20 protein-coding genes and 1 pseudogene are annotated in these 19193 nt (G+C 61.8%); 14 read left to right on the plus strand and 7 right to left on the minus strand.

All coding sequences use genetic code 11. The features are described 5' to 3' along the window. Positions 1-423, minus strand: a 423-nt coding sequence (locus tag H290_RS0122725; RefSeq protein ID WP_020109142.1) for an alcohol dehydrogenase catalytic domain-containing protein, incomplete at its 3' end; no start/stop codon positions are given. A 298-nt stretch (positions 424-721) separates the two neighbouring features. Here H290_RS0122725 and H290_RS0122730 point away from each other — a divergent pair. After that, on the plus strand, positions 722-1888 hold the full coding sequence (locus tag H290_RS0122730) for a cation:proton antiporter (RefSeq protein WP_020109143.1): 1167 nt from the start codon (positions 722-724) through the stop codon (positions 1886-1888). Between the two features lie 222 nt (positions 1889-2110). Here H290_RS0122730 and H290_RS29515 read toward each other — a convergent pair whose 3' ends face one another. Both H290_RS29515 and H290_RS31535 read right to left on the minus strand, forming a co-directional pair. Continuing rightward, positions 2111-2455, minus strand: a complete 345-nt coding sequence (locus H290_RS29515; protein ID WP_155976998.1) for a hypothetical protein — start codon at positions 2453-2455, stop codon at positions 2111-2113. Positions 2456-2541: 86 nt separating this feature from the next. Continuing rightward, positions 2542-2712, minus strand: coding sequence for a hypothetical protein (locus H290_RS31535; RefSeq protein WP_020109145.1), 171 nt, complete (start codon positions 2710-2712; stop codon positions 2542-2544). Between the two features lie 295 nt (positions 2713-3007). Here H290_RS31535 and H290_RS30905 point away from each other — a divergent pair, with 295 nt between their 5' ends. The 4 genes from H290_RS30905 to H290_RS32095 all read left to right on the plus strand — a co-directional run bounded on the left by H290_RS30905 (position 3008) and on the right by H290_RS32095 (position 6622). Continuing rightward, positions 3008-3283, plus strand: coding sequence for a DUF1876 domain-containing protein (locus H290_RS30905; RefSeq protein WP_081631696.1), 276 nt, complete (start codon positions 3008-3010; stop codon positions 3281-3283). A 161-nt stretch (positions 3284-3444) separates the two neighbouring features. Then, positions 3445-4335 carry a universal stress protein gene (locus H290_RS0122750; RefSeq protein ID WP_020109147.1) on the plus strand — a complete coding sequence of 297 codons (891 nt, stop codon included), beginning with the start codon at positions 3445-3447 and terminating at the stop codon, positions 4333-4335. Positions 4336-4423: 88 nt separating this feature from the next. After that, on the plus strand, positions 4424-5074 hold the full coding sequence (locus H290_RS0122755; protein WP_028463565.1) for a response regulator transcription factor: 651 nt from the start codon (positions 4424-4426) through the stop codon (positions 5072-5074). 777 nt (positions 5075-5851) lie between these two features. Continuing rightward, positions 5852-6622, plus strand: coding sequence for a DUF6629 family protein (locus tag H290_RS32095; RefSeq protein ID WP_369758842.1), 771 nt, complete (start codon positions 5852-5854; stop codon positions 6620-6622). On the opposite strand, the gene H290_RS0122770 is transcribed toward H290_RS32095, so the two are convergent. Further along, positions 6555-8273 (minus strand): GAF domain-containing protein, encoded by a 1719-nt coding sequence (locus H290_RS0122770; protein ID WP_036519972.1) that lies wholly within the window; start codon positions 8271-8273, stop codon positions 6555-6557. The genes H290_RS32095 and H290_RS0122770 overlap by 68 nt on opposite strands. Before the next feature lie 201 nt (positions 8274-8474). Between H290_RS0122770 and H290_RS0122775 the strand changes: the two genes are divergently transcribed. After that, positions 8475-9350, plus strand: a complete 876-nt coding sequence (locus tag H290_RS0122775) for a universal stress protein (RefSeq protein ID WP_028463567.1) — start codon at positions 8475-8477, stop codon at positions 9348-9350. A gap of 78 nt (positions 9351-9428) precedes the next feature. Beyond that, positions 9429-9875, plus strand: a complete 447-nt coding sequence (locus tag H290_RS0122780; RefSeq protein WP_020109153.1) for a hypothetical protein — start codon at positions 9429-9431, stop codon at positions 9873-9875. A gap of 53 nt (positions 9876-9928) precedes the next feature. Here H290_RS0122780 and H290_RS0122785 read toward each other — a convergent pair whose 3' ends face one another. Further along, on the minus strand, positions 9929-10501 hold the full coding sequence (locus H290_RS0122785; RefSeq protein ID WP_020109154.1) for an ester cyclase: 573 nt from the start codon (positions 10499-10501) through the stop codon (positions 9929-9931). Between the two features lie 246 nt (positions 10502-10747). On the opposite strand from H290_RS0122785, the pseudogene H290_RS31825 reads away from it, so the two are divergent. The 7 genes and pseudogenes from H290_RS31825 to H290_RS0122820 form a co-directional block, all read left to right on the plus strand. After that, positions 10748-10909, plus strand: a pseudogene (locus H290_RS31825) (universal stress protein); the annotation flags it as partial. A 106-nt stretch (positions 10910-11015) separates the two neighbouring features. Beyond that, complete coding sequence (locus tag H290_RS0122795; RefSeq protein ID WP_020109156.1) at positions 11016-11429, plus strand: nuclear transport factor 2 family protein; 414 nt, start codon at positions 11016-11018, stop codon at positions 11427-11429. A 68-nt stretch (positions 11430-11497) separates the two neighbouring features. Then, positions 11498-12715 carry an acetyl-CoA C-acetyltransferase gene (locus tag H290_RS0122800; RefSeq protein WP_020109157.1) on the plus strand — a complete coding sequence of 406 codons (1218 nt, stop codon included), beginning with the start codon at positions 11498-11500 and terminating at the stop codon, positions 12713-12715. A gap of 38 nt (positions 12716-12753) precedes the next feature. Beyond that, complete coding sequence (locus tag H290_RS0122805; protein WP_028463569.1) at positions 12754-13635, plus strand: LLM class F420-dependent oxidoreductase; 882 nt, start codon at positions 12754-12756, stop codon at positions 13633-13635. Between the two features lie 95 nt (positions 13636-13730). After that, positions 13731-14474 carry an SDR family NAD(P)-dependent oxidoreductase gene (locus tag H290_RS0122810; RefSeq protein WP_020109160.1) on the plus strand — a complete coding sequence of 248 codons (744 nt, stop codon included), beginning with the start codon at positions 13731-13733 and terminating at the stop codon, positions 14472-14474. 25 nt (positions 14475-14499) lie between these two features. Next, entirely contained in the window at positions 14500-15339 is an 840-nt protein-coding gene (locus H290_RS0122815) for a mycofactocin-coupled SDR family oxidoreductase (protein ID WP_020109161.1), read from the plus strand. Positions 15340-15605: 266 nt separating this feature from the next. Further along, complete coding sequence (locus H290_RS0122820; protein ID WP_020109162.1) at positions 15606-17054, plus strand: MFS transporter; 1449 nt, start codon at positions 15606-15608, stop codon at positions 17052-17054. Between the two features lie 164 nt (positions 17055-17218). On the opposite strand, the gene H290_RS0122825 is transcribed toward H290_RS0122820, so the two are convergent. Beyond that, entirely contained in the window at positions 17219-18274 is a 1056-nt protein-coding gene (locus H290_RS0122825; protein WP_028463570.1) for a ferredoxin--NADP reductase, read from the minus strand. A 106-nt stretch (positions 18275-18380) separates the two neighbouring features. Further along, positions 18381-19190: a MaoC/PaaZ C-terminal domain-containing protein gene (locus H290_RS0122830; protein WP_028463571.1), complete on the minus strand. Its 810-nt coding sequence runs from the start codon at positions 19188-19190 to the stop codon at positions 18381-18383. Between the last annotated feature and the right edge of the window lie 3 nt (positions 19191-19193).

A 19193-nucleotide genomic window follows, 5' to 3' on the forward strand; every position in this document is an offset into this window, starting at 1 on the left:
GACGTTCTCAGGAATGATGGGTGCATATCGTGAATCGACCAACATGTGAGTACCGAACGATCCATTGACCGAGTAGCCGCCATTGACTTGGTCGGGACACAATGTCTCCCAACCAGTCTGGCAGTATTCACACTCACCACAGGCACTCCACAACCACGCGTTACCCACCGTGTCACCCACCGCGAGGCGGGTCACCTGATCGCCGATCGCAACCACCGTGCCCACACCCTCATGACCGGGTACAAACGGCAGAGTTGGTTTGACCGGCCAGTCACCATGCGCGGCATGCAAATCGGTGTGACAAACCCCCGAGAACTGAACCTTGACCAAAGCCTCGAAGGGACCCGGAGCCGGAATAGGCAACTCTTCGACAACAAGGTCGTCGGTGAAGCTGTGTACGAGAGCGGCATTCATGCTGTTCATCGTTCGGTGCTCCTCGTTTCCCGATGTCCGGGTGTCCGTTGCGGCCCAGCGGCACCGAGCTGACGTCGCTATGCATTGAGTGCAGCATGGTTTGCACGGTGGCGCCTGAGTCGAAAGTCATTGATTGCGGGCCAACGGTCACCCGTCGACAGGCAGCCTGCATCGAGTTTTGTTGTGGTGATTCGTTGCGCACAGCTCTACGGCGGCACAATCATCAGCATGTCGACAAGTCGGTGGCGTCAGGCGCCAGAGTTCAGCACTCCCACGCCGGGTGCCCCGGCGGGCCGAGGTAACCGCAATGTCCTTTGAGATTCTCGCCCTCATCTCTGCCGTCGCTCTCCTCGGTCCGCTGATTGCGAGTCGGCACTCGTGGCACCTGCCGGTGGTGCTCGGTGAATTGCTCGCCGGATTGGTGATCGGCACTTCCGGGTTTCGTTGGCTCGATCCGGGTGACCCTGCGCTGGCCTTCTTCGCTGCCATCGGATTCGCGCTGGTCATGTTCGTGGCGGGAACCCACATCCCCATCGCGAACGCCGCCATTCGGCCTGCCCTCGTCGCGGGCGCGGTCCGTGCTGCCATCGTCGGAGTGGTTGCGGCGGCGGCCGGGTTTGGTATCGCCGGCGTGTTCGGCACCGGACACGCAGCGTTGTATGCGGTGCTCATCGCATCGTCGTCCGCCGTTGTGGTGCTGCCGCTGGTAGATGCAATCGGGCTCACCGGCACACCGGTTCTGCAGACCCTGGCCCAGGTGGCGGTCGCTGACATCGCCTGCATCGTCGCGCTTCCGCTCGTGATCAATCCAGCACACGCCGCCCACGCCGCGCTGGGAGCAGCGGCAGTGGCAGGTTCGGCGGCACTGTTCTATGTGCTGCTGAAGGCGAGCGACAAGCGCGGCTGGCTACACAAACTGCACAAAGAATCCAAGCACCTCAGCTTCGCGCTGGAGTTACGAATCAATCTCGTGATGCTCTTCCTCCTCTCGGCGCTGGCGGTACATACACAGGTCTCGGTCATGCTGGCCGGTTTCGCGCTCGGGTTGGCGATCGCCGGCGTGGGCGAACCACGGCGCCTGGCAAAACAGTTGTTCTCGATCACCGAGGGATTCTTCGGGCCGCTGTTCTTCGTCTGGCTCGGGGCTTCGCTGAATCTGCGCGAGCTGGCGGACCACCGATCACTGATATTGCTCGGAGTAGCGCTCGGTATCGCTGCAGTGCTCGCGCATTGCGTGAATTGGCTGTTCGGCCAGCCCTTGCCGTTGGCAGCCCTGACATCGGCTCAGCTGGGCGTTCCAGTGGCGGCAGCGACAATCGGCGTGCAGTCGCATATCTTGCGTCCCGGCGAACCCTCTGCGCTGATCCTCGGTGCGCTCATCACGATCGGCGTCACTGCTGTTGCCGGCAACTTTGCGGCGCGCCGACGTTCCGCTGCCCCGCCTTCGACAAAACAGCGCCCCGGCACCGGATGACGCATGAACCGGAGGAAACCCTTTCCCGGTCCTGCCCGAGACACGATTTCGCCCGGACTGCTGGCGTTTCCACGATTCGGATCCATCGTTTGATCCTCATGACCCCGTTGGGCAGTTTCCGGGCGATTCGTGCCGACTTTCTTTCGGCACACAAAGTATGCGCACGGACACAATGCTGCGGACAGGGTCGAACGTCCCGTGTGGGCGGGACTTCATCAGTCTTCACAGATGGGTCGCCACCATTGCCCGCAGTCGGGGGTGGAATCTGAAGTCCTCAAGGTGCTGTCCCGGTCCGCGCCGGAATCCACGGTTTTCGATACCTGCGAACAATGGCGTGTTGAGCAGACTCTCATGACGAAATAACTTGTGCGCGACTCGGTTACCACCAACGCGACGCAGGCGGAAGCCAACAATCAAGGTGACGGGTTCGACGATGGTGTCGACGTCGATGAGGGTCTCACGGTAGACGCGCGCCGTCGTTCCGTCGGCGAAGGATATCCGTCGGTCGATGTTTGCTCGAGGTTGGTGGATCTGCTTGCGGGCGAGGAGTCGGCCTGTCTGCGTCACGCAGTTTCCGAGAGCCACCATCGCGTCTATTGGCGACCTCGGTACCGGGCTTGTCATGCTCCTGATCCCTGCTCGTTGCGGGATCTTCAGATCCGCCAGGGGCTGGTCATGTCCTCCACCACGCCCACTGCCTGAAGGACGGCCAGCAATCCGAAGAAGACCGTCAGCCACACTGACAGGGAAACCAGTACGCACAGCAAGAACGCGAGAGCCAAAAACGTAAGTGCGAGCTTTTCAGTTCGCTCATTGCCGAACATGATCGCTGACAACCCCTGTGCTTTCTCACTGCGCCCTGCACGATCTGCAAGTGCCTCTACAACAGCATGGGCTCCGCGAGGAAAAGAGTGAAGGGCCTAAGGTCACAGGTTTGCCCGTGGAGGTAGATGGTTGGTTGGTGGATGCCACGAGCTCACGGCCGGACTGACCTCCGAGGCCGGCTCGGAAGGACTTGAGTCGTCTGCCGAATGACCGTCGGCCCTACCGCTGAAGATCGACAGGATCTCCACTGGAAGAACCAGACTTTTGCCGGTCGATCAACTGGAGAGGGATGCCATGAAAGAGCACCGCTGGACGGTCAACATCTCCATCGACGAAGGTGTTGATGATGGGACGAAGACCGTGGCACATGCACAACTTCACGGTCGCGATGGAGTTCAACTGACGGGGGAAGGTGTCGCTCAACTTAGCCCGCACGACAAAGATGTCCCGGAGATCGGTGACGAATTGTCTGCCAGCAGAGCTCTTCACGACTTGGCAGACCAGCTGCTCCAAGCCAGTACCGATGATGTGGCGCAATCCACCCATGAGCATGTGCATCTGAAAAGCTGAGTGCTCCGGTCGCTACACCGAACCTGTAAACGGCTCGTCGACATCCCGGTCCAAGTGCCTTTCGACATCGTGGCCGATGTCCACCGGCCCTATGTCCAGGTGCCGGCAAGGAGAGACGGTGGGTAGAACAGCGACCGGAATTCACGCTTGGAGGAGTGCCCATGGACAGCAACCCGATTGTGGTGGGAGTCGATGGATCGGAAACCGCACTCGCCGCTGTGCGATGGGCAGCACGCGAAGCCATTCTGCGAGGGGCAAGGCTGAAGATTCTCTGCTGCGTCGACTACGACATGATCACACTCAGCGACTATCCGATTCCCGAGGATTACATCCATCTCCTCCGGGAGCGCGCCACGAAGGACCTTGCCGAGGCAAGCGCACAGGCCTTGGCCGTGGTTGTGGGCGCCGGTTCGGACATCGGGATCGAAACCAAAATGCTCCTCTGCGAACCGCGGGCGGGCCTGCAAACACTTTCCGAAAGTGCGCAACTGCTCGTGCTGGGCGCTCATGGCGCCACCCGCCGCGTCTCAGGCCTACTCGGCTCTGTGGCGGATGCGCTATCGACGCGCGCGAGCTGCCCTATCGCCGTGGTCCGAGAACAGCCGGAGGCCATCCTTGACGCCCGGCCGAACACTGTCGTCGTGGGCATTGATGGATCTCCATGCAGCCGACAAGCCGTCGAGGTCGCCTATGAAGAAGCATCGATCCGCAACGCGAAGCTGATCGCCATCCACGCCTGGCACCTGAGGAAGGTGCATTCGGTGTTCAAGACGGACCACACCAAGCTCGCCTGGGAGGAAGCACGCACTGCCGAAGAAGCTGTCCTCGCCGAAACCCTTGCCGGACATCGGGAACAATACCCGGATCTGGAAGTCTCACAGCAGATCCTCAACTGCGATCCCGTCGCTGCACTACGCGACGCGGCAGGCAACGCCGGTCTACTCGTGGTGGGCTCACGCGGCCGCAGAGGCTTCACCGCAGGCCTGCTCGGATCCACCAGCCGCGCGCTTCTGCACTCCGCAACATGCCCAGTCCTCATCGCCCGCCCGTAGCTGCCAGTTTTGACGAGCCACCGCGAAACCGTCCCGACTACCTACACTGAACGAGCAAGCTGTGACGGCGCCATCAGAGGAGCCAACTGTGATTTCAGTGTTTCTGGTCGACGACCACGAGATCGTCCGGCGGGGCCTGATCGAACTCATCAATTCTGACCCCAACCTGACTGTCATCGGCGAAGCCGGATCCTGTGCGCAGGCGCTGGCCCGGATACCAGCACTGCAACCCGATGTCGCAGTACTCGACGTGCGCTTGCCAGACGGCAACGGCATCGAATTGTGCCGGGAACTGCTCACCAAACTCGATAAGTTGCGGTGCCTGATGCTGACATCCTTCACCGAAGATCAAGCCATGATCGACGCAATCCTCGCCGGCGCAAGCGGTTACGTCGTCAAAGACATCACGGGCATGGAGCTGGCGAAAGCGATCAACGAGGTGGGTGAGGGCAAGTCGCTACTCGACAATCGGGCCGCTGCCGCGCTCATGGCCCGCCTTCGGAGGCGCGCAGCAGCACCCGGACCGCTCGACAATCTCACCGAGCAGGAACAAACGCTGCTCGCTTTGCTCGGTGAAGGCCTGACCAATCGGCAGATCGCCGCCCGAATGCATCTGGCGGAAAAGACAGTCAAGAACTACGTCTCCCGGCTCTTGGCCAAACTGGGCATGGAACGGCGCACACAGGCGGCTGTGTACGCCTCCAAACTGGGAGACAAGCCCAACCGATCGCGAGAATGATCCGAGCAGATTGTTGTGCCGGCCGGCCGCACGGAACACTTGTCTAGCTATTGCTGACGATCGCCCTTGCGTCCCCTGGGTGCAAGGGACCTCGGTCACCTGGCGAGGGACCGCAGACTCTAGGGCCGGGACACCGCCGACGAGTGAAATTGAAGACTCGACTCTGATCAAGAACGACCCTTCGGGTCTGCGATCTAGGAGCACTCGTGAGCACTCGAACCAGTCTCGGACGCAGACGAAATCTGGTGTCGAACAGTCTTTCCGGGCGCGATCGGAGCCGTGAAAGTATTCCTGGGCCAGTGTGGCCATTTGCAGATGCATCTCTCGCCTCTACGACGCGGCGATCGACGAATCAAGACAACTCTGTCGGCTGCGTCACCTGGAACCGACTCGCCGGCTTGAGCACCGTCGAAGGCGATGTAAGTTGTTGCACTGCCTGTTCATTCGTATCGGTCACTTGTGCAGCACCACGCGCCGACAAGCGGTTGTTGTATGCGCTCGCGACGATACTTGCGATCGTGGCGGTTCCCGCGTGGTTACTCACAGTCGCGGCGGACGAGTCGGTGATCGTGGGGTTCGCGATTGCCGCCTTCACATGTACCGCAGGGTCCGCGCTCGGATTGATCTGTATCGCGATCTGGCTGAGCCTCCGGTGGCCGGATCGAGATCGGACGGTGGGGCCCGACGACCCAGATGTGGGGGGTGGATCTCGCTGAAGATCGATTGAAGAGTGCTGAATCGGATATGTCTGCGTGCAGTCTGAGACGGGAGTTCGAGATGTGCTTTTCCCCCGAGGCTGACCTGACCGCTGGAGTGGTGCTTGGTGTGATTGCGGCCGATGCGTTGCGCCGTCACCCGCGTAGGTCTGATCTACCCCTCGCGTTGCTACCGGCCGTGTTGGCAGTTCACAGTCTCATCGAAGCAGTCGTCTGGTACGCGGGCCGAGGGCAGGTAGACGCCTCGGTGGGCACCGTCGCCACATACGCGTACCTGTTCATTGCATTCGTTGTCTTGCCCACACTCGTGCCGGTGGCGATTTGGGTGCGAGAGCCGGACAGTCGTCATCGACGGGCACTGACTGCTCTGGTCCTGCTCGGACTGGCGGTATCCACTGTGCTGTTTTCGGTCCTTCTCCTCCACCCGGTTACCGCGACGTTGGATAACCATTTCATTCGCTACACCACCACGATTCCCGTCGGGGCGCTGGTGGTCCCGGGGTATGTGCTCGCTATCTGCGGAGCGGGGCTGCTTTCCTCTGCGCGGATGATACGAGCCTTTGCGATTGTCAACGTGCTGGCCGTCGCTGTCTTGACGTTGATCAACGCTGCAGCGCTGACCTCGCTGTGGTGCGGTTGGGCGGTGGTGACCAGCGTCGCGATCGTCAGCGCGATCCGCCGCAACGAAGCCGGCCACGAAAGAGACCCGCGGGGTCAGGGAGACGTGTCGGCGGCGCCTGCAGGTCACGCGAAGCACCGATCCGCTAACACAAAGGGACGCACCATCTCAGGACGAGGCCATTCCCGGTATCGGGGCTCGACAATGTCATGACGCCACCCAGTTCCTTCGCGCGCGCTTCCAGGTTCGCCAGACCGCTTGGCGTCACGTCTCCGACCAGACCTACGCCGTCATCGACAACTTCAACGGTGAGGTCGTTGTCCAGCGAGATCGTCAATGTGATCGTCTGCGCTCCCGCGTACCGAACGGCGTTGCTCAGCCCTTCCCGGACCACGGCCAATACCTGTTCTGCCAACACCGGTTCCACCACCGACAACGGTCCGGACATTCGTACATAGGTCTTCACCGCCGCATCGCCGACCTGCTGGTCAACCACCTCATGAACACGCTGCCGCAAATGGGTTGTCTCCTGCCCATCGCTTTGCAAGTCGAAGATCGTGGTGCGGATCTCCTGAACGATGTCCTGCATGTTGTCGATCGTTTCGGTGAGCCGTCGACGGACGTCCTGGGACTGGGTGCGCTGCAAGGTCCCCTGCAGGCTCAATCCAGCGGCAAAGATACGTTGAATCACATGATCATGCAGATCGCGCGCTATGCGCTCACGATCGGCCAGCACCTCGAGTTCACGTGTTCGATGGATCGCTTCGGCCATCGACACGGCCAAGGCCGCTTGATCCGCGAAGTTCGACACCAGTGCCAGCAACTCTTCGGTGAACGGTCGGCGATCTGGCCTTCGCAAGACCACCAATACCCCAGTCATCGTGTCCCCACTGCTCAGCGGGGCCACCATCGCCGGCCCAAACGTGCCCGAATCCCCGACCTTGAGTTCGTAGTCCAATTTCTCCCGCAGAAACGGTGTCAGTCGTGAGAACGCAGCACCAGATGTCGAGCCTTCCACCGGTATGGTGCGCCCGAGCAAATCGGAGGACGACTCACCTTCCGCAACGGTGATGACCAATTCGGTGACCTCGTCGTGGGGTTGCTCACGATCAGCCGGCTCGGCGATGAACACCACCGCGGCGTCGGTGAGCGTCAACGCTTTACGCGAAATCATCTCCAGGACAGTCTCTATCTCGGCGCCGGCAAGCAACTCGGTTCGGATATCGCGAGTGGCTTCAATCCACGCCAGACTCGTCTGCGATTGTTCATACAGGCGTGCGTTGTCGATCGCGATGGCCGCCGCGGCGGCCAATGCCTGAATCACCACCTCGTCGTCTTCGGTGAACCCTCCCCCGCCCTGCTTCTCAGTGAGATACAGGTTGCCGTATATCTCGTCACGCACTCGAATCGGCGCGCCCAAGAATGTGGTCATCGGCGGATGGTTCGGAGGGAAACCCACAGAGTCGGGGTGTTGGGAAAGATCGTTTAGATGCATAACCTTTGGCTGATCGATCAGCAATCCCAGCACGCCACGGCCGGTGGGCAGCGGTCCGATCTGGGCGGTTGTCTCCGCGTCGACCCCTTGGTGGATGAATGCGCTCAGTTCGTGACCGGATCCTCTCACTCCCAAAGCGCCGTATCGTGCATCGACCAATTTGACCGCCGATGCGACGATCGAGCGCAGGGTGGCTTCCAAGTCCAGATCGGCAGCGACCACGAGCATCGCCTCGATCAACCCGTTGGTCTGCTCGCGCGCGACGGCGATCTGCCCGATCCGTTCCTGGACTTCGTCGAGAAGCTCACCTAAACGCAACTGGGACAATGCGCTTCGCAGTTGTTCTGATGCTGCCGGCGTAGAATTCATGCTTCACCCCGAAACATTCCATGACTCAGCGCATGTTGCCCCTGAGTGTAACGCTTCAGCCGGACGAGATCGGTTACGAACTGGAGCTTGATTGATTACTTTCGTCCTGCGACTCGAGGGTCTAAGTCAGGTTCCAAATCAGCGTTCCTCAGGTGGAATTGTTTGGAGAACCTGAGCCACGTTTCAGAGGAGGAGAACCCGATGACCGCTACTGCCCCGACTGTCGTTGGTGTGGATGGTTCATCCACTGCGCTCGACGCTGTGAGATGGGCAGCGTGCGACGCGAAACTGCATCACTCCCAACTCATCCTGGTGTCGTCGATGTGTCCGCCGGCGAACGCCCTGCCCCCGACCGGCTATTACGACGCTCTTCAGGAGGAATCAGAACGTGCTCTGGCCGAGGCTCGTGCCCTGGCTCTGCACACGGACGAGAGGCCCGGGCTCCAGGTGTCCACCAAGGTGACTCCGGAACCCCCGATCCCTGCCCTACTGGAGATGTCGAAATCCGCCCGGATGGTGGTCGTCGGTAACCGCGGAATCGGCAGGATCAATCGGGCGCTACTGGGGTCGGTGAGTTCGGCGCTCGCCTCCCACACCCGCTGCCCGTTGACCGTGGTCCGGGCCTGGTCCGCGAATGATTCAGCCGGGCGACGGAATGTCGTCGTGGGCACTGACGGCTCCGCGGCCAGCCTTTCAGCACTGGAAATGGCATTCGAACAAGCGTCAGGCCGCGGGGTGGATCTGACCGCGGTCCACGCTTGGGCCGATGGCGACTTCACGCTGATCCAATCGAACCAGGGACTCGAACCGTGGGGGTGGTCCGATGTTCATTCTGAAGCCGACCGCGTGTTGGCGCACAGCCTAGAAAATCTGCGTGAGAAGTATCCGCATGTCCGCGTCCGACCAGTGGTGGTCCGGGATCGGCCCGCTCACGCACTGCTCGACCACGCACAGGCCGCCCAGTTGGTTGTGGTGGGAACACATGGGCGAGGTGGATTCGTCGGCATGCTTCTCGGGTCTGTCAGTCGGAAAGTCATCCTTGGCGCGGCGTGCCCGGTGATGATCGTTCCCCGCTGAACCCAAAACGCTGGGATTGAAAAGAACCGACCTTGAATTGAAGCAACAGCAGATGCCGCCGTCCTCGAGGAGAACAGAATGAGCGCCAGCCAGCAGACCGCGACTGCGAACCGCTCCAGCAAACGCATCTGGCGTGTGACCGCGATGGTCACGGCAACCGCCACCAGTGTGCTCGCATTGGCCGGCGCCATCGGCGTCGCCGGCGGTGGCACACGATTCGGCGAGGAGATCGAGAGCCGGTTGCCCTGGCAAAGTCCCGTCTTCGCCGGCATAGCACTCGCGGTCGTCGTCGGAATACCAACGGCCCTGGCAGCCTTCACCCTGTGGCACAACACAACTCAGGCAGCACTCACCACACTCATCGCCGGATTCTTACTGGTCGGATGGATTGCAGTACAGATCGCAGTGATCCAGACATTCAATCCGCTGCAAGTCGTTTTCGGGCTCGTAGGAATTCAACTCGTCGCGGCGGGATCGCAAATGGCAAGCACCGGCACGCCGCCGCGCGACGAGCTCACCCACTGAGCTACCTGCCTGCCGGACAGATTCACGGGGGACGGCCAACCCATGCACTTCGACTAACTCGACGAACCCTTGGCCGCCTTGCGCTTCGCGATCGCCATCCGGATCAGGTAGCGCGGACTCGGCGGAATCCAACCCAACTGTTCGGACAGCGTGAGATCGTCGCGGTTGGCCCAGTGCTCGATCACCTTCCCGTCCCGGATCCGAATCCAGTGCGTCTGCGTACTGGCGAAGTTGCGGCCGGTAGGCGGGAACGCCTGCTTCACCGCCGCGTTCTCGTCGTAGACCACGAAGGGTCCGACCTGGCGGCCAGTCATCGTCGTATGCAGCACGACGAGGTCGCCCGCGGTCACAGATTCGTGGATCTCGTGGTGCAGATCCGCGAAGGCGCCGCGCAACCATTGCGCGGTCGCAAAGAAGGCTGCAGGGCCGGATCCACGAGTAGCGGCAGGTTCTGTAATGCCCTCCCGGTTCACCGCGTCTGGATGCACCACCGCTTCGAAGTCCGGCAAAGACCCGGTCGCCATGATCTCCAAGCTGCGCGCAGCTATGTCCTGCAGGTCGGTGCCCTTCCCAACCACGGTGCCTTTGTTGCCGGGCCCAGCGGCGGGTTCATTCGACGAGGTCATGACGCCTTCTTCGCTCGTTGGTTCGACAAAGTTCAGCCTGTATCCAACTACCGCTATTGCGGCAAGATCCATGACCAAAGACTCCCGAGCGGCGCAGGCCTCGAGCCGAGGAAAACCGATATCCACGTTGAAGATACCTCGGGATGCCGCCGCCAATTGCAGTATCTGGCACCACGCGCTACCTGTTTGTACGACCTAGTCGAAGCCGCAAACCACCGCCGATGCCTGGATTTGCGAAAGTCCGTTCGGGATCGGCCCGCACAGGCGCTGCTCGACCACGCACAGGCCGCACAGCTGGTTGTGGTGGGAACACATGGGCGAGGTGGATTCGTCGGCATGCTTCTCGGGTCTGTCAGTCGGAAAGTCATCCTGGGCGCGACGTGCCCGGTGATGATCATTCCCCGTTGAACATGACAACGAGAGATGGGTTGTACTAGGGCTCGAATGCGGCGGCGTACTCCCATCCAGCGGGACCGCTGTGGCGAAGTTCTGCGAATGCTGGTGATCTGTCCCGGTGTTCTCAACCAAGAGTGGTCCTGCAACGTTGTCGGCGAGAATAGCCTCCAGTGTCTCCCAATATATTTCGTTCCTGGACGCGGGGACCGCCGAGGCCATCGCCGATCTGTATGCACCGGACGCGACATTGGAAGATCCCGTAGGTAACGAGCCACGCCGCGGCCGCGACGACATCCGGTCGTTCTACTCGAAGATCAGCAGTTCCGGTATCGCAGCTGAACTGATCACCATGCGGGTCTCCGGTAACTCGGCCGCTTTTCACTTTCGGGTCACCACAACAACGGCGGATCAGGTCATCACCATTGAGCCGATCGACGTCATGACTTTTGACAATGACGGACTCATCACCAGCATGCGTGCGTTCTGGTCACCGATTGATGTCCACCGATCCCGCTGTGACGAGTGCCCGTGACGGCCGTTCCGGTTTGAACCGCATACCTACCAAGGCGCTTGATGCGCACCACTTCGAAGGGACTCCCTATGGCAGAAGCAGTTGTCGTTGCCACCGCCCGTTCACCGATCGGCAGAGCCGTCAAAGGCTCGCTCAAAGATGTCCGCCCCGACGAACTCGCCCGCCAGATGGTCGAGACCGTGCTGGACAAGGTCCCCGAACTCGACCGCACCGACATCGACGACCTGCACCTGGGATCCGGACAACCGGCAGGTAAAGCCGGCTTCAACCAGGCGCGTGTCGTCGCCGTCCTGGCCGGACTGGACCAGGTTCCCGGCGTCACCGTGAACCGCTACTGCTCGTCGTCGCTGCAGACCACCCGCATGGCACTGCACGCCATCCGCGCCGGAGAAGGAGATGTCTTCATCTCCGCCGGTGTCGAAAGCGTCTCGAGCTTCGCTTTCGGTAGCGCGGACCGGTGGCCCGACACCAAAAACCCCGAATTCGCCGCGGCCATGGAACGCACTGCCACAGCGGCAGAGGGCGGCACCACGTGGAGTGACCCCCGCGCACAAGGTCTCCTCCCTGACATCTACATCCCCATGGGTGAGACCGCCGAAAACGTCGCCTCCTTCTCGAAAATCTCGCGTGAAGACCAGGACCACTGGGCCGTGCTCAGCCAGAACCGCGCCGAAGACGCCATCAACTCCGGATTCTTCGCCCGCGAAATCGACCCCATCACCCTGCCCGACGGCACCCTCATCAGCACCGACGACGGCCCCCGCGCCGGCACCACCTACGACAAACTCAGCGCACTCAAACCCGTCTTCCGCCCCGACGGCACCGTCACCGCCGGCAACGCCTGCCCCCTCAACGACGGCGCCGCCGCACTGGTGATCATGAGCGACACCAAGGCGAAGTCGCTCGGCCTGACCCCACTGGCCCGGATCGTCGCCACCGCAGCCACCGGACTATCCCCCGAGATCATGGGACTGGGACCGATCGAAGCCGTCCGCAAAGCCCTGCGCTACGCCGGCATGAACATCAACGACATCGACCTCTTCGAGATCAACGAAGCCTTCGCCGCACAAGTACTCGGATCAGCCAACGAACTCGGCATCGACCACGACAAACTCAACGTCTCCGGCGGCGCCATCGCCCTCGGCCACCCCTTCGGCATGACCGGCGCCCGCATCACCACCACACTGCTCAACAACCTCACCACCTACGACAAGACCTTCGGCATCGAAACCATGTGCGTCGGCGGCGGACAAGGCATGGCGATGATCCTCGAACGCCTTAGCTGAGCCATCAGTCGCCACCACCACAGGGAAGCTGCAGAGATATGCGTCTTGGCATTTCAACACCGGTTCTGGTCCAGCATCCGGGCACCCGTTCGGCGTGGGAAGCCACCGCAACCATCGATGACGTAGCGGAGATAGCCCAGTGCGCTGATCGTCTCGGCTTCCACCATCTCACCTGCAGCGAGCATGTGGCGGTACCGGTCGAGGTGGCGGCCGAGCGCGGTGGGACGTACTGGGATCCGCTGGCAACGTTCGGATATCTGGCCGCCCGAACCCGGCAAATACGTCTGGCAACACAGGTTTTGGTGCTGGGCTACCATCATCCGCTCGAGATCGCGAAGCGTTACGGAACGCTTGATCGCATCAGCGGCGGCCGTCTGATCCTCGGATTGGGAGTGGGCACGCTCCAGGAAGAATTCGAACTGATCGGCGCACCGTTCGGTGATCGCGGGGCCCGTGCCGATGACGCGCTCGCCGCGATACGCGCGTCCATGTCGAGGTCACAACCCGAGTATCACGGCGCCTTCTACGACTACGAGGGTTTCGTGGTCCAGCCGCACGCCGTCCAGGAGCGGGTCCCGATCTGGATCGGTGGCCGCACCAAACGGTCGCTGCGCCGAGCGTTCGATCACGGTGACGGGTGGGTTCCGTTTGGGCTCAGTGCATCCGAACTGAAAGCGATGCTGGAAACGGTCAACCTCCCGACTGGCTTCGATGTTGTTCTGTCCGCGGGACTTCCCCTCGATCCGCTCGGAAACCCCGACAAAACGGTCAAGACCCTGGCACGTCTGCGCGACGTGGGGGCGACAATCGCCGGCACCTCACTCGTTGCACGAGCTGCCGCCCACTATGGGCAGCAGGTCGAAGAACTCCACCGACTCGCGCGTGACGAGGGTGTCGAGTTCACTCCCGGTCAACGGTAGCGATCCCGGCAAGTCCCGCTGAGCGGGATTGATTGCAATATTCGCGTCGTGCGGCATACCAATAGAATTCAATTCTATTGAGCACGAGGAGAGCAGTGAGACTACAAGGAAAAACAGCAATCATCACCGGTGGTGCCGGTGGTATCGGCGGGGCGATCACCCGCGTGTTCGTCCGGCAAGGGGCCAACGTTTTATTCGTCGACATCGACGAAGAACGCGGAGCAGCACTCGAGCGTGAACTCGGCAGCGCCACACGGTTTCTCAATATCGACATCTCGGAATCTGGTGCCGCGGAGACGATACGCGATGCCGCAGTTGACGCGTTCGGTTCAGTCGACATCTTGGTCAACAACGCTCATGCGTCCCGTCAGGCGCTGCTCGTGGACCACACCGCTGAGATGTTCGAATTGTCGTTCAAGACCGGCTTCTATCCGACCGTTCACCTTATGCAGGCTTGTTATGAACAGCTGAAGGCATCGTCGGGTTCGGTCATCAACTTCGCCTCAGGTTCGGGGCTCGAGGGCATGCCGACACAGACGTCCTACGCAGCTGCGAAGGAGGCCATCCGAGGGATGAGCCGGGTGGCCGCCAATGAATGGGCCCCCGACGGCATCCGCGTGAACATCATCTGCCCGTTCGCGGCCACCGAAGGTGTGCTCGCCTGGCAGAAAGCTTTTCCCGAACGCGCTGCCGAATCCGTGGCCAAGGTGCCGCTGCAGCGGATCGGAGATCCCGAAACCGACATCGCGCCGGTGGTGGTCTTCCTTGCGTCCGAGGATTCCAAATACATGACCGGCCAGACCGTAATGGCCGACGGCGGCATAATCAAACTTCGTTAGACCACTGGCAGAACAGGAGTACATCATGGCCGACGGATTCGATGGACAGGTCGTGTTGATCACGGGGGCCGCCCGGGGACAGGGTCGCAGCCATGCGATCGCGTTTGCCGAGCGTGGCGCGAACGTGGTCGTGTGCGACAGATGCGAGGACAGCCCTGCGGTGGGCTATCCGCTCGCGACGGAGGCCGATCTCGCCGAGACGGCACGGCTGGTTGAAGAGACCGGACGCAAATGTATTGCTGTCAAGGCCAACACCGCCGACCGGTCGGCGATGGATGCGCTTGTCGCACAGGCCGAGTCCGAGTTCGGCCGTATCGACATCGCCGTCGCCAATGCTGGTGTGTCCGTCGCGGCACCCGTTCAGTCCATGACGCAGACCCAATGGTCCGAGGTCATCGCATCGAACCTCACCGGGGTCTTCAACACTGTCGGTGCGGTCTCTCCCGGCATGATCAAGCGCGGATTCGGGCGAATCGTCACCATCTCGTCGATGCTCGGCCGCGCAGGTAACACCAACATGGTCGGCTATGCCGCGTCGAAGTGGGGCGTCATCGGGCTGACCAAGAGCGCAGCGCTCGATCTTGCGGGCCACGGCATCACCGTCAATGCCATTGCGCCGGGCAATATCTCGACACCCATGATCCACAATGATCAGCTGTACTCGATGATGCGTCCTGACCTCGAATCACCGACGGCCGCCGACGTGGCACCCATCTTCAGTTCGCTGCATGCCCAGGACATTCCGTGGCTTGACGCCGCCGAGATAACGCGAGTGGTGCTGTTCCTCGCCGATCGGGCCAGCGCGCACATCAGCGGAACAGTCATTCCTGTGGACGCCGGCAACGCAGCACGCGTCACCGGTTGATATCTGGCTCACTCGTGAGCTAACTCCTCACCGCGACAATCGGTCTCAGCTGATTCGTCCCCTATTTCCACTCACTGGGACTGAGCTCCGAATGTGCTGTGCGTCACTGTATCTCTGTAGTCACGTGGCGGTCACGTTCCGCCTCCGATACAGGTAAGGACACACACAATGCTGAACGGCACGGCAACGGCCCCAAAGCTTCTGCTCCAACGGTGTTGCAGCACGACGCGCCCGTCCATGACGCGACACCTTCTTGGAGGACTTCGATGACCACAATTCCCGATCCTATTGCTCCGGCCAAGCCGGTACCGCTGGCCGGTCGTTACAACCGGAACCGCTCAGCGGCATTCATCATCACGATCCTGGTGCTGGTCGAGATCATCAGCGCATTCGAGACCTCGATGGTCTTCGCCGCGATCCCGACGATCATCGCCGACTTCGGCAGCGACGCCGCCACAGTCGGATGGGCGGTGACGGCGTTCCTCCTCGTGGCCGCCGCCTCGGCTGCGGTCTGCGGTCGCCTCGGTGACATGTTCGGACGCGAACGGGTACTCGTTGTCATCCTCGCCACAGCCACCATCGGTTCGCTGGTCAGTGCACTAGGCGACAGTGTCACCACAATCATTGCCGGACGAGCCATCCAGGGCGTGGCCGGAGCCATTCTCCCGCTGTGCATCGGACTGGCGCGTGAGCACCTGACCAAGGACAAGGTTCCCGTTGCGATCGCGATCATCTCGGGATCAGCGGTGGCTGCCGGCGCAGCATCCGCGTACATCGCGGGTCTGATGATCGACCACGCGAGCTGGCACATGATCTTCATCGTCGCAGCCGTCTATGCGACATTCGCACTCCTACTGGTGTTGTTTGCCCTTCCGTGGCGCCCTCCGGTCGGCACCACGCAAAAGGTCGACTACGTCGGCACCATCGTGTTTGCGCCGGCCATTGCAGCAATCTTGTTGGGTATCAACAAATCCAGCACATGGGGCTGGTCTGATCCGAAAACGATCGGCCTGATCGTGACCGGGCTGGTGGCGATGGCACTGTGGGTGGTCTGGGAACTTCGTGTGACAGACCCGATCGCCAATGTGCGGCTGTTCACCAACCGCAAGGTTGCACTGACGATGCTTGCGACGCTGGCGGCGGCCGTGGGCCCCTTCGGAATCGGCAACATGATCACGCCCTTGGTGCTCCAGTCCCCGACAACTGCGCCGTACGGGCTCGGCATGTCGCCCACCGATGCCGGATTGCTTGCTCTGATCGGTGCTCTGATCGGTTTCGCGTTCACCCCGTTGAGCGGCCGACTGACCCGCACCGTCGGGTCTCGCGCTTCGTTGATCGTCGGTGGTCTGCTCTATGTCGTGGTGGCGATCCTGCTGGTCACGTCGCACGATTCGATTGGCGGCATGTTTGCCATGGTCACCACGGCATCTATCGCCACCGCCTTCGCGTACACCGCCCTTCCGAACCTCATCGTCGAGGCTGTGCCTGTCGACAACACCAGCGAGGCAACCGGATTGCAAACAGTCATCCGTACCGCCGGACAGGGCATCGGCACGTCTATCGGCACAACTGTATTGGCTGCTTCGGCTGTGGCAGGCAGTATCGCACCCACCGTGGCAGGGCTCAACGCCGTCGCCGGTATCATTTTTGCCGGTGCGGTGGTCACCGTCGGCCTGGCACTGATGCTGCGCCGCGGCAGCGTGTACGCGCACTGACAGAACACCCCGAGCACATCGCACCCGCGCCGCACTCACGGGTGCGATGTGTTCGGTTTTGACAATCCGAAACTCCATAGGCACTGTGTTGCTGAACAATTCGAGGCTACATCGAGTAATCGATGTAGCCTCGAATTATTTGCAGCGGGTCACAAGTCGACGGGCTAGAACTCCACGTGGAGGTCGTCACTGATCGGGCGAGCCTGGCAGGCCAGGATGTAGCCATCCGCGATGTCATCCTCATCAAGGATGGAGGCATTGCCCATGTCGACTTTTCCATCGACCAATGTGCATGCGCACGAACCACATTCACCTTCGCGGCAGGAGAAGGGCACATCGATGCCCTTGGACAACAGTACGTCGACCAGCGTCACCGAGCGCGGCCAGGCGTACTTGTGCGAGTCCCCGTCGAGTGTGACCGACACCGTTGCCGCATCACCGGCCTCCTCTTCAGAGAGGTCTGGCAGGACCACGTCCGCGAACGGATCACCGGAGAGCGAGGTGAACACCTCTGCATGCACACGGTTGCGTGGGATACCGGCGCGTGCGGCGGCGTCGTGGACCGTGTCCATGAACGGCTTCGGTCCACACATGAACACCCGGTGGCCGGTGAACGAGGAGGCAAGGACTGCGAGCTGGCCCGCAGACGGCAGGCCCTGCACGCTCTCGAGCCAGTGGATCACCGTCAACCGGTCGCCGTGACGTGCCGCGAGCTCGATCAGTTCACGCGCGAAGATCACCGACGTCTCGTCTCGATTCGCGTACACCAGAACAACTTTGCGCGTGCCCTGACTCAGGGCCGACTTCAGGATGGAGATCACCGGGGTGACGCCGCTGCCGGCGGCGAACAACAGCAGATCCTCATCGAGGTTCGTGGGCGTGAACACGCCGGATGGCGGCAAGACCTCGATCACATCTCCGACGGTCACGTTGTCGCACAGCCAATGTGAGGCGTAGCCGCCCGCCGTCCGCTTGATGGTCACCTTCGGCAGATCGTCGGTGAACGGTGAACTGGCCAGCGAATAGCATCGCGCGACCGACCCGGTCTGATCGCTCGGAACACGAAGGGTGAGAAACTGTCCGGGCGTGTAGGCGAACTCGTCGACGCGGTCGGTAGGGACTTCGAACACCAGCGACCTCGCATCACTGGTCTCCTCGATGACCGCCGCGACGGTCATCTTTGCAGAACGCGAGCTGCTCGACGCTTGAGCGGTTGCCATCGCGGACCATGCCTTTCCATACGTGAACTGGACTCGACGACACTAGGGCACCGGATGTGGCGCGTCACACCCACTTCTCGCTGAACGGGATTGCACGACGTGTCACTCACCGGCCGAACGCGGCACGTCCCCCGGTAATCGTCGGGTCACCGTCTTTGACGAGCTCGAACGCAAGGTCTGTGGTGTCGCCCCATACCCGTAGGTCGGCAGACTCACCGGGATGAATCGCAGCCCCGAACCGTCCATCGAGGGCCGTCAGGTCTGCCGGATGCGCCCCGGTCAATCGCGCGAGTTCCACCGCCGCGACTCCGAGCGTGCACAGTCCGTGCATGATCGGACGGGGCTGGTTGATCTTGGCGGCGGCCTCGGGGTCGATGTGGATGTGATGGCGATCCCCGGTGAGCCGGTACAGCGCTGCCTGATTTTCCGTGGTGTGCAGCACCGCTTCGACAACCGGATCCCCCTGCGGTCCCGCCGGGCGTGCCGGTCCGCGTTCTCCCCCGAATCCGCCTGTGCCCGGGGCAAAGATCGACCACGTGGTCACGAAGTAGTCGCTGCGGACAACCACCTCGAACACTGCGGCGCTGCCCTTGTCCCAGACCTCGCCGACAGAGGCGGCCAAGGTCACCTCGCCGCTACGGGGTAGCGGTGCGGTGACCGTCAACTGCTGTGAGCCGTGCAGCGCCGTGGTCGTGTCGAATGCGCCGCGCACACCGAGTTCGTCGGGCGCCCACTGGGCCAGCGTCAGCGCGAATGTCGGCAGAACCCGCAGCCGGTCTTCGAATACGAGGTCGAGCTCGGTTGCCCTGGAACCGACTGCCAATGCGTAGAGGATGGCGTCGCGTTCGTCGTACGAGACGGTGCGGGTGCCCAGATCCTCGCCGCGCCAGTCGCCGGCAGGTTTCGTGGTGGTCACAAT

Origin of the sequence: Nocardia sp. 348MFTsu5.1 (assembly GCF_000383535.1) — a bacterium.
GTDB classification, from domain to species: Bacteria; Actinomycetota; Actinomycetes; order Mycobacteriales; family Mycobacteriaceae; genus Williamsia; species Williamsia faeni.